Here is a 13,946-nt window from a genome sequence, read left to right on the forward strand (position 1 = left end):
GATGATGACGACTGCCGCAGCCTTGCCCCGCCTGCTTGTTTTCGGCGAAGCCCTGACCGACTTCGTGCGCACCGGCCAGAACACCTGGCAAAGCGCGGCCGGAGGCTCGTGCTGGAATGTCGCGCGCGTGGCCGCGACATTGGGTCTGCCCACGGGCTGGGGCGGCGCGGTCAGCGACGATCTGTTCGGCAAGGAAATCGTCGAGAAGTCGATCGCGGCGAATCTCGACATGCGCTTCCTGCAAGTCGTCAAGAAGCCGCCGTTCATGGCGATCGTGCATAACGCGAATCCGCCCGAATATTTTTTCCTCGGCACCGACACGGCCGACCTCGCATTCGACGAACGCAAGCTGCCCGACGGGTGGCTCGACGCGTGCGAGATCGCGCACTTCGGCTGCATCAGCCTCGTGCGGCAGCCGCTTGCGGCGCGTCTCGTCACGATCGCCGAAATGCTCAAGACGCACGGCGCGAAGATCAGCTTCGATCCGAACTATCGGAATCTGATGGGACCGGATTTCCCGGCGTTCGTCGAACGCATGGCGGGCCTGTCGGACATCATCAAACTGTCCGACGAAGACATCCTCAAGATCTACCCCGATGCGACGCCCGCCGAGTCGCTCGCGCGTCTGCGTACGCTCGCGCCGCAGGCATTGATCGTCTATACGCGCGGCAGCGAGGGCATCACGCTCTACACGCCGGACGGCGAATACGAGCAAGCCGCGAGTCGCGTGACGGTGGCCGATACGGTCGGCGCGGGCGATTCGTGTATCGGCGGTTTTATCACGAGCATGCTGACGGAGCCCGATGCGGGCTGGCAGCGTCATCTGCAATTCGCGGCGGCGACGGCGGCCGTCGTCTGCTCGCATACGGGTGCGTATGCGCCGACGCATGCGGAAGTCGAGGCGCTGATCGGCGTGTCGGCCTAGTTCGCCGTACGGATTCGGCTTCGCGCGCCGCACGCTTCGAATCGGATCGAAGCCGTCGGCGCGGATGGAACGATGCAACGTTGGGGCAGCGCATGGGCGGGCGCGCCAGGCGGCCCGCACGGCGCCGCGCCGGTCACCGGATCACGTTCAGGACTTCGTAGCACGCGCCCATCGTGTGATAGTCGACCTTGCCGGCCGGGCTCTTCTCGTCGCTGTATTTGCGGTTATCGGGCGTCAGGATCCGGTACCACGCGCCGTACTGGTGGTCGACGAAATGCGTCCACGCATAGTCCCAGAGCTTGTCGTACCACTGCCAGTACGCGTCGTCGCCCGTGCGGTCCGCGAGCAGCGCGGCGGTCGCGAGCGACTCGGCCTGCACCCAGAAATACTTGTCTTCGTCGTAGAACTTGCCTTCGGTGTCGAAGCCGTAGACGAGGCCGCCGTGACGCGCGTCCCATGACAGTTCGACGGCGCGATCGAACAACTCGCGTGCACGCGCCAGATGCCAGTCGGCCGGCGCATGGCGATCGAGAATCAGCAGCAGCTTCGCCCATTCCGTCTGGTGGCCGGGCTGATAGCCCCACGGACGGAAGATGTTGGTCCGGTCGCCCTTGTTGTATTCCCAATCGACCGACCAGTCCTTGTTGTAGTGCTCCCAGACGAGCCCATCGGCGAGCTTGGCCTGGCGGTTGACCATGTTGTCGGCGAGCTGCTTTGCGCGCTCGAGATAGCGCGATTCCTTCGTCGCCTCGTAGGCGGCGAGCATGGCTTCGCACGCATGCATGTTCGCGTTCTGCCCGCGGTAGTCCGAGACCTGCCAATCCGGCGTCGCCTCGTCGGCGTAGAGACCGTGGGCGGGATCCCAGAAGTGCCGTTCCATGAGATCCCATGTTTCGTTCAGGTAGCCGCGCGCTTCGTCGAGACCGGCTTCGATCGCCTTCGAATATGCGAGTACGACGAATGCGAGGCCGTAGCAGTGGTTCGTGCCGTCCTCGACCTTGCCGTCCTTGAGTTGCCATGCATATCCGCCGGTGTGCGGATTGCGATGCGCGTTGCGCAGAAATTCGACGCCGTGACGCACGCCGTCGCGATAGGCCTCGAGGCCGAATTGCTTGTAGGCCATCGCATAGTTGAAGACGAAGCGCGTGCTCGAGACGAGGTGACGCGTGCTGCGGTCGTAGATGCTGCCGTCGTCGCGGAAGAAGTGGAAGAATCCGCCCGCCGGATCGATGCACGCCGGGTGGTAAAACGCCATCGTATGGGCGATATGGTCGATCAGGAATTCACGGGAGCGGAAGTTGGGCATCGTCTTTATGCGGCGTCGGAAAGAGGGCATCCGCGGCTGCGGATCCGGGACACGGGAGGCAGGGCATTCTAAACCAGACGCACGGGCATCGTGTCCGCGCGCACCGTGCATGTGCGGATCGGTGTCGTATGGAGTTGAGTGTGTTCGTGCCGCTGCCTGGCCGGCGATTCAGGCGATTCACGGCGCGTCGGCGGCCCCACGACGACCGCGTGCCGCCTTCGAGGCGCTTGGACGTCGAAATCGCCCTGTCGACGGGCCGAACGGATCTCGCGCAGCGGCGAGGGTGCAAAGGGATCGGGGGAAGCGCGGGCGAGGAGGCGGTGAGTCGGTGTGCCCGTACGGCTCGAACGGGGAGTCGACCCGGAACGGTGCGACGTGCGCGCGTAAAGGGCATATAAGCACCATCGTGGTGCTGTAATGCGGCGCAGCCACGCTGACGGGTGGCGCTCGATGATCGAAAATGGGGCGTCGGTCGAACGACGCCCCGTCGCGGGCCGGGCGCACACCTCGCCAGGAAGGTGCGCCGCCTGCGGATTTACTTCGGAATCGAACCGTCGACGCCTTCGACGAACCAGTTCAGACGCTGGAGGTCAGGATCGGCCAGCGTCGCGCCCTTGGCGATCTTGATCGCGCCGGACTGATCCTTGATCGGGCCCGCGAACGGATCGAACTTGCCGGCGGCGATTTCCGTACGCTTGTCGCTGATCGCCTTCTGCGCGGTCGACGAGACGGCATCCGTATTGATGTCCTCGAAGTCGAGCGCCTTTTCCTTGAGACCCCACCAGACCGGCGTGTTCTTCCACTTGCCGCTGAGCACCTGATCGATCGCCCACGCGTAGTAGACGCCCCAGTGGCTCACGCAGGCACCGATTTGTGCGTTCGGACCGAACTTCTTCATGTCCGAATCCCAGCCGATCGCGTGGACCTTCTTCTCTTCGGCGGTTTGGATCGTCGCCGTCGAATCGGTGTTCTGGATCAGCACGTCGGCGCCCTGGCCGATCAGCGTTTCAGCCGCTTGCTTTTCCTTGCCCGGATCGAACCAGCTGTTGATCCAGACGACCTTCGTCGTGATCTTCGGATTGACCGAGCGCGCGCCGAGCGTGAACGCGTTGATGTTGCGCACGACCTCAGGCACCGGGACCGATGCGACGAAGCCCAGCGTGTTCGACTTCGTCGTATAGCCCGCCGCGATGCCGGCGAGATAGGCGATCTGGTAGGTCCGCACGTCGTACGTGCCGAAGTTCGGCGCCTTCTTGAAGCCGGTCGCGTGCAGGAAGACCGAATCGGGGAAGTCTTGCGCGACCTTGAGCTCGAAGTCCTGGTAGCCGAAGCTCGTGCCGATGATGATCTTGTTGTCCTTCGTCGCGAGATCGCGGAACACGCGTTCCGAATCGGCCGATTCGGGCACGTTTTCAACGCGCGTGACCTTGATCTTGTCGCCGAACTTCTGCTCGACTTCCTTGACGCCCTGTTCGTGCGCGTAGGTCCAGCCTGCGTCGCCCGGGTTGCCGAGATAGACGAACGCGACGCCCACGGGCGCGGCGCTCGCAACCGGCGCGAGCGCGCCGAGCGTGAATGCGGCCGTCAAGGCCCCGAGCAACTTGTGCAGCTTTCTTGTCATGCCGATCTCCGGTCGAGTGTATGAGTCCAGTGGTCGCGGAATCGCTCGCATCGCCCCGTCGTCCCCGCGATGCAACCGGCCCGCGGCCAGCGCGTAGGGCAAAGCAAGGTGCGGGCCATGCCATCCTATTCCGTCTATATGACTTGGCGGATAAAGGGATCGGTCATCGTGCCCGGCGCGGGCTCCAGTTTGCTGAGGCAAAGCGGTCTCGCCAAGCGGACTAACCCGAATGGGGCGCGGCGTCGCCGAGGACAGCGCGGTGTGCGCTGCCGTGTCCGCACATCGGGCACGGGCGATGGACTGCTTCGCGCGTCTACAACCACTCGCTGAGATCGTGCGGGCCGTGATCGTTGGTCGCGAGCGCCGTCAGGTAGTCGCCTTCGACATAGCGGACGTCGTACTGGCGCAGCATGCGGAATTGAGCGTCGTCGCGGATGCGCTTGAAGATCAGCGGCACCTTGAGGCGGTTCGCATAGCCGACGAGCGGCTTGACCATCGAGTCGCGGATCGCCGCGCTCGAATCGATCTTGACGAAGTCGAGCCGGCTTTCGGCGGCCGACAGGATCTGCCCCGCATTCGAGAGATTGCCTGCGACCTTGAATCCATAGCTCTGATAGCTCTTGGTCAGGTATCCGAGGAACGTCCGATGGGCCGACGCGGCTTCGGGAATCTCGATGACGATGCGTCCCGGATTCAAACCGAACGACAGCAGCACGAGCGAGAAATACCGGCCGTGGTCGTAGCGCACGCTCTTGAGCAGCCGTTCGTGGACATTGAGGAACAGGAGTCCGTTGCGGTGCGTGCCGAAGAAGTTGATCGCATGAAGCGCGCGCGCGAGCCGGTCGAGCGCGACGAGCTGCTGGTCGTCGCGGATCGTCGCGAACAGATCGGCAAGCGACAGCACTTTGCCCGTCGTGAGATCGCGAGCGCGAAGCTTGGCTTCGAAGCCGACTTCGTCGCCGAATTCGCCGACGCCCGACATCGCGGGCGCACCCGAGGACGCATACGACGCGAGGTCGTAGATCGCGAGGTACTCGCTGCAGAGTTCGACGCCCTGGGACCGCGCGACGATCCCATCCTCGCCCTCGTGGAGTGCGCCGGCCAATTGCGGATGCGAGGCGGCAAGCTCGAGTAACTCGCGGATGGAATGGATCGTCATGGACTTGCGTCGAGGGCGCGAATGCGGGACACGCCGGTCGATCGTAGCAGCGCCGCGCACGTTTGCCGCAAATGAATACAGATAAGCTTCAGCGCCGCCGCATCCGAACGACATGAGGCGCCCGGCGAAGAGCAAAGAACCACGTTATCCCCAATCGCATTGCAGCAAGAAGCGGTCAATACGAAATGCGCGAGGTTTGAGGGTAAACGAGGATCTCCGAGCCGGATGTCCGCGCGGCGAACGCGCGCGGACGGGACTGTCTCAGGACGCGCTCGACGCCGCGCCCGACACGCCGCGGCGTTCGAGCATGGCCGACGCGGCCATGACGCCGAGCGACAGCAGCGCGCAGACGACGCCGACCCAGGGCAGCTTCGTCAGCGCGACGCCCGCCGAGATCGCGGTGCCGCCGAGCCAGGCGCCGGTCGCATTCCCGAGATTGAATGCACCTTGGTTGAGCGTGGCCGCGAGATTCGGTGCGTCGTCGGCCTTGTCGACGATGCGCAGTTGGAGCGGCGGCACGATCGCGAACGCGAACACGCCCCAGAGGAACAGGGTCATCACCGCCGCGAGCGGGTCGTGCATGGTGACCGTGAAGACGAGCTGCACGACCGCGGTCGCCCCGAGGAACGCCAGCAGCGACGGCATCAGGCGCCAATCGGCGAGCCGCCCGCCGAGCGTGCTGCCCGCGGTCAGCCCGAGACCGAACGTCAGCAAGGCCAGCGTGACGGCATGTGGCGCGAGTCCGGCGATGTCTTCGAGGATCGGCGTGATGTAGGTGAAGACCGAGAACAGGCTCGCGGACGCGAGCGCGCTGCCGCCGAGCGCCATGAGCACCTGGGGATCGCGGAGCACGCGGAATTCGCGCGCGAGGCTCGTGCGCTGCATTTCGATGTTCGAGGGCACCCAGCGCGCGACCGCGCCGGCCGCGACGAGCGCGATGGCGCTGACGACCCAGAACGGCGCGCGCCAGCCGGCGATCTGCCCGAGCGCCGTGCCGAGCGGCACGCCGAGCACGTTCGCGAGCGTCAGCCCCGTGAACATCAGCGCGACGGCCTGGGCGCGCCGGTTCGGTGCGACGAGGCTCGCCGCGACCACGGATCCAATACCGAAAAACGCGCCGTGACCGAATGCGGTCACGATGCGCGCGATCATCAGAATCGTGTAGTTCGGCGCGATCGCGCAGAGCGCGTTACCGACGATGAACACGCCGATCAGGCCCATCAGCGCGCGTTTGCGCGCCACATTCGCCGTGGCCATCGCGACGATCGGGGCGCCGATCGTGACGCCGAGCGCGTAACCGGTGACGAGCATCCCCGCCGACGGAATGGAGACCCCGAGGTCCCGCGCGACATCAGGCAGCAGCCCCATGACGACGAACTCCGACGTGCCGACTCCGAAAGCGGCGATGGCAAGGGCAAACAGAGCGAGCGGCATGACAGAAACCAGGGGAGGGCGGCCGCCCGCAGACGTGCGGACATCGGGCCGGACGCGGCGAGGCGCGTCGGACTCGATTCTACGGGATCAGTTAAACGTTTGCCTTCCCAATGCTGCGACGCCGCGACAAGCGTGGCGCAATGTCAACAGGGCCGTGCGGGGCGATCGGACGGCTCGTCGGCGAGCGCGGCCGACAGTGCGCGTAATCAAATTAGACAAGTGCCCTAATTTAGCTAAGACGATCCTTAGTCGGCTGGATTCTGACCGGCCCGTGAATCGGCATCCGCGCTCAACACGTCGGATTGAACTGAGCCTGGAAGCGGCGTGTGCTGTTCAAGGTGTCGGGGGCCGCAGAGCAAAAAATCATCCTGCCTTAAGTCTTAGGAATCGTCTTGGTAATTCGGATGGACGAATTCCGGGCCTTCGACGGCACGACGGGACCGGCATGCGACGCCCGAGCGTGTTGCGCGCGCAGCGGCGACGCGCGCCGGGATCCGACATCGAACAGGGAATAGGACTAGAACCGAATGAAGCGAATCATCATCGTAGACGACCATCCCATTATCCGAATGACGCTCGCGGGCGAGCTCGAGCGCAGTGGCGAATTCGCCATCGTCGGACAGGCGCCGGATGGCGAGGAGGCGTTGCGGCTCGTCGCGCATTGCCGTCCCGACCTGATGGTGCTCGATCTCGAATTGCCGAAGCTCGACGGCTTGTCGGTGCTCGAGCGCCTGCGTTCGCAGGGCAGCCGGCTGCCGATCCTCGTCCTGTCCGCGAAGGATGAACGCGTGATGGGCACGCGCGTACGGGCCGCGGGAGCAAACGGTTTCGTGAGCAAGTTGCGCGACGTCAAGGAAGTCGTGACGTCGATGCGGATCGTGATGTCCGGCTATCAGTGCTTCTCGCAAAGCATCTACGAATACCGGGTCGGCGACAAGGATCGACGCCTGCGCGGTCTATCGCAGCGTGAGCTTGAGGTCCTGCGCTATGTCTCGCGCGGGTTCAACAACAAGGACATCGCGAACCGGCTGTTGATCAGCGACAAGACAGTCAGCACCTACAAGATGCGGTTGATGAAGAAGCTCGAGGTCCGGTCCGTGTTCGAATTGACGGAGTTCTCGCGCGCGAATCAACTGATCGACTGACGCACGCCCGGCGGTACGGGATCGACGCGGGCGGCTGAAGCGGCTGAAGCGGCGGATGCGACCGACGCGCTCGGCCCGGATATGTGCTCGCCGGGCGCACGGATTGACGTGGACGCCGCGGCGAGGCTCGACGCGCGGATGACGCGTCCGGCGCTCGCCGCGCGTCGTGTCACGACTTAGCGACGGTAGTCGTTGCCGTGGGGGCCGTGCGGGCCATGGGGGCCGTGACCGTAGTATCCGCGCGGCGGCGGGGGCGGCGGCCGATGCCAGCGGTCGCCGCCGTAGTAGACGACCGGCGGCGGCGGCGCATAGACGGGCGGTGCGTAGACGACGGGCGGCGGCGCGGCAACGACGCCCGGCAAGCCGATGCCGATGCTCAGGTCGACGCGCGCCGAGGCGGCGAAGCTCGCGCCGGCCGCCATCGCGCCGAGCGCGGTGAGCACTATCCATTTCTTCATGATCGATCTCCTTGTGCTTGCCCGGACAAGAGGCCTTGCGGGGTGCGCGCTGCCGCGCTTTCGCGCAGTGGCGCATCCTGAATCCGTCTCGTCCGGGCGCAATGATTCTGTTCGAGCCGCGTATCGAATCCGACCGGGGCCCGATCGACCGCATCACGCGGCGCGCGTGGCGGCGGCTGCGTTACTTGCCCGCTGCCGAGGCGGCGTCGGCCGGCGCCGCTTGCGGCTTCGGATGGTGACGCGGGGGCTTGCCACCCGGGTGCGGTTGGCCGGTATGGCGGAACTCGACGTCGGCCGCTTTCTTCTGCGTGTCGGACAACGCGGCGTACAGCGGTTCGAATGAGGCTTCGAGGTTCTTGATGCTGTCGGCGTGGGCCTGGGCCAGATCGCCGTACGACTTGAGATCGTCGATCGCCGTGAACGTGTCGGTCTGCGTCATGCGCTGTTCATAGAGTTCGCGCATATGCTGCGCATTCGAACGCATCGTGTCCGCGAGCTTGCCGAAGAGCGCTTCCTGGTCCGGCTTGATCTGCAGCTTCGCGTGCAGGTCCTTGATCCGGTCCTCGAGGCGCGCGTCGGCCTTCTGATCGAACTTCGCGACCTTGGCAGCGGTGGCAGCCGATGCCGGGGCCGGCGCGCTCGCGGCCGCTTGCGCGTAGGCGCCTGATGCACATGCCAGCGAGGTGGCGGCGGCGAGAGTTGCGAGTACCAGTTTCATGGATTCTCCTTCTTGGATGGTCTTCAAGATTGGTGCGCCATGCCGCGCATCCATCGCACGGCGTGACGTTTGACGCCTGGCGCAAGCGCTAGGTCTTCGCATGTCCGGCATGCCTGCATGCCGTGTGCAGAATTGACAGGCGAGGACCGCATTTGCGTCTAACCGTCGCGGAGCCGAAAGATTCTTCCGCCCCTTGTGCGCATTGACGCGCGGACGGACTCTCGCGTTGACGGGCGTTACAAGTGTTGCACTCTGGTTTGACGCTTTGACGAAATAACCGTGCTTGAACAAGCAATTACGGTTCCCGGCCCGGATGGGGCGAAGCCGCGATGAAATTCGACGTTACGGAATATGACGCGCTAGGATAGGCACCATGCGCCGGTACCCCGGCCGTCACTGACCTGTCATGTGGAGGAGCGATCTGATGAGCCCTACCGAATTGTCGGCAGACCTTGTGCACACCATCGAGAGCGATCGAACATCGCTGAGCAAGGATTCTTTCAAGCGCGCGTTCCTCGACAACCTGTTCTACACCCAGGGCAAATTCCTGCAGGTTGCGACACACATGGACTACTACCTCGCGCTCGCCTACACCGTCCGCGATCGTCTGCTTTATCGATGGGTCAGTACCGCGACCGCGTACACCGATCATGCATCGCGCACCGTCAGCTATTTGTCGGCCGAGTTCTTGATGGGACCGTCGCTCGGCAACAACCTGATCAACCTCGGCATCCTCGAAGAGGTGCGGCAGGCGATTGCCGAGCTCGGCCTCGACCTCAACGACCTGCTCGACCAGGAAGCCGAGCCGGGCCTCGGCAACGGCGGTCTAGGACGCCTCGCCGCCTGTTTCATCGACTCGCTCGCGACGCTCGAACTGCCCGCGCTCGGCTACGGGATCCGTTACGAGCACGGTATCTTTTATCAGACCCTGCGCGACGGCTGGCAGGTCGAGAACACCGATAACTGGCTGCGCTACGGCAACCCATGGGAGATCCGCCGGCCCGAGTGGTCTGTCGAGGTCAAGCTCGGCGGCTATACGGAGACTTATACCGATGCCGAAGATCGGCATCGCGTGCGCTGGGTGCCGGCCAAGACGGTTGTCGGCGTGCCGTTCGATTCGCCGATCCTCGGATATCGCGTCAACACCGCGAACACGCTGCGGCTCTGGAGCGCGGAGGCGACGCAGTCGTTCGACTTCGAGATCTTCAACCGCGGCGACTACATGGGCGCCGTCAACAAGAAAGTCACGTCGGAGAACCTGTCGAAGATTCTTTACCCGAACGACGAAACGCCGCAGGGCAAGGAGTTGCGTCTCGAGCAGCAATACTTTTTCGTCGCGTGTTCGCTGCAGGACATGTTTCGGATCCTCCAGGGGCAGGGCGTCTCGATCGAGCGGTTTCACGAAAAATTCGCGGTCCAGCTCAACGACACGCATCCGGCCATCGGCGTGGCCGAACTCATGCGCATCCTCGTCGACGACTACGTGCTGCCCTGGAACGACGCGTGGTCGATCACGACGCGCACGTTCGGCTATACGAATCACACGCTGCTGCCCGAAGCGCTCGAACGCTGGCCGCTCGAACTGTTCCGGCGCGTGCTGCCGCGACATCTCGAAATCATCTTCGAGATCAACGATCGTTTTCTCCACGACGTGCGCATCGCGTTTCTCGGCGACGACGCGAAGGTTCGCGCGCTGTCGCTGATCGACGAAAGCGGCGAGCGTTACGTGCGCATGGCGCATCTCGCGAGCGTCGGCAGCCATGCGATCAACGGTGTCGCGACGCTGCACTCCGAGCTGCTCAAGAAGGATGTGCTCGCCGACTTTCATGCGCTGTGGCCGCACAAGTTCTATTCGGTCACCAACGGCGTCACGCCGCGGCGCTGGCTCGCGCTCGCGAATCCGCGCTTGAGCGAGCTGCTGCACGACACGATCGGCGACGGATGGATTCGCGATCTCGACCGTCTACGCGAACTCGAAGCGTATGCCGACGACCCCGCATTCGGCGCGCGCTGGCGCGAGATCAAACGCGCGAACAAGGTCCAACTGGCCGAGCTCATCGCGAAGCGCACGGGCATCGAGGTCAATCCCGATTCGCTGTTCGACGTGCAGGTCAAGCGCATCCACGAATACAAGCGCCAGCATCTCGCGGTATTGCAGGTTATCGCGATGTATCACCGGCTCAAGTCGAATCCGTCTGCCGAGATCCTGCCGCGCACGTTCCTGTTCAGCGGCAAGGCGGCGCCCGGTTATTTCATGGCGAAGCTCATGATCCGGCTCATCACGGCCGTCGGCGACGTGATCAATTACGACCCCGAGGTGCGCGGCCGTCTCAAGGTCGTGTTCATGCCGAATTTCAGCGTGACGACGGGGCAGCGCATCTATCCGGGCGCCGACCTGTCCGAGCAAATCTCGCTGGCGGGCAAGGAGGCCTCGGGCACCGGCAATATGAAGTTCGCGATGAACGGCGCCTTGACGATCGGGACGATGGACGGCGCGAACATCGAGATCTGCGAAGAAGTCGGCGCCGAGAACTTCTTCACGTTCGGCATGACGGCGGAAGAGGTCGATGCGCGCCGGCGCGCCGGCTACGACCCGCGCGCGGTCGTCGAGTCCAATCCCGAGCTGTACGCGGTCGTCGAGCTGATCCGCAACGGGTTGTTCTCGCGCGGCGATACGGAGCTGTTCCGGCCGATCGTCGATCATTTGCTGACGCATGACACCTATATGCTCGCGGCCGATTACGCGTCGTATTCGGCGTGTCAGTACGAAGTCGATGAAGCGTATCGCGACGTCGCGCGATGGACGCGCATGTCCGTACTCAATGTCGCGCGTTCGGGACGCTTCTCGTCGGACCGTTCGATCGACGAGTATGCCGGGAAGATCTGGAAGATCTCGCCGGTGTCGGTACCGCTGCTTTAGTCTCGGGCCGAATCGAGTCCCGAACCGAATCAATACGGCGCGCAGACCGATGTTCGGCCTGGTGATCGACGCTAAGGGGAGGTGTGCGGCGGACTGCGTTCGACGACTGCGGGCTACGTGGACTGCGGGAAGCGGCGGAGATTTGCGGCGACTTCAGCGTGGCATCGGAACGGGCCGATTCGCACACGCCCAACCTGGCACACGCTTGAGTGCGTGGTCAGGATACTGCGTTCATGCGTAAGACGTCGGCATCGAGGCGGTTCAGTGCGCGTACGTGACAAGCACCGCGCGCGTCGCGTTCTGCGCCACCGGATCGGTGTCGAGCCAGTTGGCGAGGGCTTCGGCCGCGGGCAGCGCCGCATCGGTCGAGACGCCGGCCGGCTCGGTGCCGAACGATGAACCCTTGACGGAATCGTCGAGCATGATCGCGCTGATGATGCCGAGGAAGGCGATCAGCAGCGTCGCGGTCACGGCGAGCATCAGGCGCGACGGCGTCGATTCGTGTGCATCGTGGTGTTGCGGTTCCGGCTCGCGCGTCTTGCGCGGCAGTTCGGCGCGTTGCTTCGCCTTCGCCGGCTTGGTCGCCTGGCGGGGGTAAGGGCAGTACAGAGTGGCATTCATGGCGAGACCCTATTGCTATTGATTTTGATCTATGGCACGGATTGTCTCGCGCGGATTGCTTTTGATAAATGCTTGAATTTGGTAATCACTGTTCAGGAATTCGCAACAGCGCCTGGCACGGTTCGCCCGTCGGACGGATTTGAGTTTCGAAAAATCCAATGGCGACAAGGGTTTGCGCGATGTTGTGTTGAGTCGGCTGCGTCAAAGTCAGACGTTTTATAGGGTTATCTAGGTCATGTGTTCGGACCCCGCGAACGCGGCAATCCGACGAGCTCGCAGTCTCCATAACGGATGTAGGGTCATGATCATCGGGCATTGAGCGCAATGGACAAGCCGATCTTTTGCTCCGAAAGCAGTCTGCGGGACCGCTTGAACATCGGGAGCCGATCATGTTTGCGATGCGCTGTGCCGTGCGGTCGTCGACGACCCGCGCGGATCGTCCGTGCGACCGACATCAGACGCGCGCCATAGGCCGGAGGCGAGGTTCGCGCGCCGCGCGGACCGGCCGCCATGCGGGTCGCCTGCCGTTCGCCTCGGCATGGCGGATCGCGGCGCTCGCGTTGTCGGCCAGCCTGGCGTTGCCCGCGCACGGGTGGGGCCGCACGGGTCATGCGGCGATTGCCTATATCGCCGATGCCCAGCTCTCGCCCGAGGTGCGCCGGCGTGTCATGCAGTTGCTCGCGACAGATCGGTCCGGGCTTGCCGATCCCAAGGATCTCGGCGACGAGGCGAACTGGGCCGATCGATATCGCGACGCGGGCCGACGCGGCGACGCCTATCGGATCACGCAACCGTGGCATTTCGTCAATCTCGACCGGTACCGGCCCGATCTGCGCGCCGCGTGCCTCGGACGCGTCGAGACGGATGCCGCGGCATCCGAATCCGGTGAGTCCGCGCATGCATGCATCGTCGACGCACTGATCGCGCTCCGGGGCGAGCTGGCCGATACGTCGGCGCCCGCGCATCGGCGTTTGCGCGCGTTACAGTTCGTCGTGCATCTGATCGGCGATATCCATCAGCCGATGCACACGATCTCGAACCGCGACCGCGGCGGTAACGAAACGATCGTCGTGATGCGCCACGGCCGTGCCGACACGCTCCATCATCTCTGGGACACGGCGCTCGTCGAGCGCTTGGGCGATGTGCTGGACACGGGCCACGATGCGCGCGATAGGCCGGCCAATGCGCATGACTGGCAGGCGGATGCGCGCGCGATCGCCGATGCGTTGCTGATACGCCTCGAGCGCGGCGGTGCGGCGCCGTTCGAGGCGCCGCTCCCGGACGCCGCGTGCATCGCGCGCACGGCGTTCGATCCCGAGGCGTGGGCTTGGGCGTCGTTCGGCATCGCGCGGACGCTCGCCTATCGTCCGCTGCGCGCGTCGCGGCACGGCGCGCGCTACCGTCTTGGCAAGCGCGACGAGCTGCGCGCGGTCGAGGCCGTCGCGCAGCAACTCACCTGCGCGGGATTGCGGCTCGCGCGCGTGCTCGAGGACGCGTTCGGCACCGATGACCCGGCGTCGTGATGCGATCTTCAGGATTCTCGCAGCCGTAGCACGCGGCCAGCCCACGACCCGCCATCCTGCATGCCGAAGCGCGCATGCCGACGCCTGCACGCCGATGTCTGCATGCCGACACCCGT

Annotated in this window: 11 protein-coding genes; 4 read left to right on the forward strand and 7 right to left on the reverse strand. The window is 64.5% G+C overall.

All coding sequences use genetic code 11. The features are described from left to right. The first annotated feature begins 1 nt into the window (after position 1). Complete coding sequence (locus D7S86_RS03655; protein WP_338069147.1) at positions 2-925, forward strand: carbohydrate kinase family protein; 924 nt, start codon at positions 2-4, stop codon at positions 923-925. A 133-nt stretch (positions 926-1,058) separates the two neighbouring features. On the opposite strand, the gene D7S86_RS03660 is transcribed toward D7S86_RS03655, so the two are convergent. The 4 genes from D7S86_RS03660 to D7S86_RS03675 form a co-directional block, all read right to left on the reverse strand. Beyond that, entirely contained in the window at positions 1,059-2,231 is a 1,173-nt protein-coding gene (locus tag D7S86_RS03660; protein WP_166444089.1) for an AGE family epimerase/isomerase, read from the reverse strand. A 535-nt stretch (positions 2,232-2,766) separates the two neighbouring features. Then, a complete protein-coding gene (locus D7S86_RS03665) occupies positions 2,767-3,852 on the reverse strand; it encodes a BMP family ABC transporter substrate-binding protein (RefSeq protein ID WP_121083504.1) in 1,086 nt (361 codons plus the stop codon). A gap of 313 nt (positions 3,853-4,165) precedes the next feature. Beyond that, positions 4,166-5,011, reverse strand: coding sequence for an EAL domain-containing protein (locus tag D7S86_RS03670; protein ID WP_121084280.1), 846 nt, complete (start codon positions 5,009-5,011; stop codon positions 4,166-4,168). Between the two features lie 261 nt (positions 5,012-5,272). Next, positions 5,273-6,445 (reverse strand): MFS transporter, encoded by a 1,173-nt coding sequence (locus D7S86_RS03675; protein WP_121083505.1) that lies wholly within the window; start codon positions 6,443-6,445, stop codon positions 5,273-5,275. 527 nt (positions 6,446-6,972) lie between these two features. Here D7S86_RS03675 and D7S86_RS03680 point away from each other — a divergent pair. Further along, complete coding sequence (locus D7S86_RS03680; RefSeq protein ID WP_121083507.1) at positions 6,973-7,590, forward strand: response regulator transcription factor; 618 nt, start codon at positions 6,973-6,975, stop codon at positions 7,588-7,590. A gap of 176 nt (positions 7,591-7,766) precedes the next feature. Here D7S86_RS03680 and D7S86_RS03685 read toward each other — a convergent pair whose 3' ends face one another. Both D7S86_RS03685 and D7S86_RS29425 read right to left on the reverse strand, forming a co-directional pair. Further along, a complete protein-coding gene (locus tag D7S86_RS03685; protein WP_121083509.1) occupies positions 7,767-8,048 on the reverse strand; it encodes a hypothetical protein in 282 nt (93 codons plus the stop codon). 181 nt (positions 8,049-8,229) lie between these two features. Beyond that, positions 8,230-8,766 carry a Spy/CpxP family protein refolding chaperone gene (locus D7S86_RS29425; protein WP_158601850.1) on the reverse strand — a complete coding sequence of 179 codons (537 nt, stop codon included), beginning with the start codon at positions 8,764-8,766 and terminating at the stop codon, positions 8,230-8,232. 424 nt (positions 8,767-9,190) lie between these two features. On the opposite strand from D7S86_RS29425, the gene D7S86_RS03700 reads away from it, so the two are divergent. Then, positions 9,191-11,686 carry a glycogen/starch/alpha-glucan phosphorylase gene (locus D7S86_RS03700; RefSeq protein ID WP_121083515.1) on the forward strand — a complete coding sequence of 832 codons (2,496 nt, stop codon included), beginning with the start codon at positions 9,191-9,193 and terminating at the stop codon, positions 11,684-11,686. A 261-nt stretch (positions 11,687-11,947) separates the two neighbouring features. On the opposite strand, the gene D7S86_RS03705 is transcribed toward D7S86_RS03700, so the two are convergent. Next, on the reverse strand, positions 11,948-12,307 hold the full coding sequence (locus tag D7S86_RS03705) for a hypothetical protein (protein WP_121083517.1): 360 nt from the start codon (positions 12,305-12,307) through the stop codon (positions 11,948-11,950). 560 nt (positions 12,308-12,867) lie between these two features. Here D7S86_RS03705 and D7S86_RS03710 point away from each other — a divergent pair. Further along, positions 12,868-13,830: a S1/P1 nuclease gene (locus D7S86_RS03710; RefSeq protein WP_158601851.1), complete on the forward strand. Its 963-nt coding sequence runs from the start codon at positions 12,868-12,870 to the stop codon at positions 13,828-13,830. The last annotated feature ends 116 nt before the right edge of the window (positions 13,831-13,946 follow it).

Source organism: Pararobbsia silviterrae, from assembly GCF_003628125.1.
In the GTDB taxonomy this organism is placed as follows: Bacteria; Pseudomonadota; Gammaproteobacteria; order Burkholderiales; family Burkholderiaceae; genus Pararobbsia; species Pararobbsia silviterrae.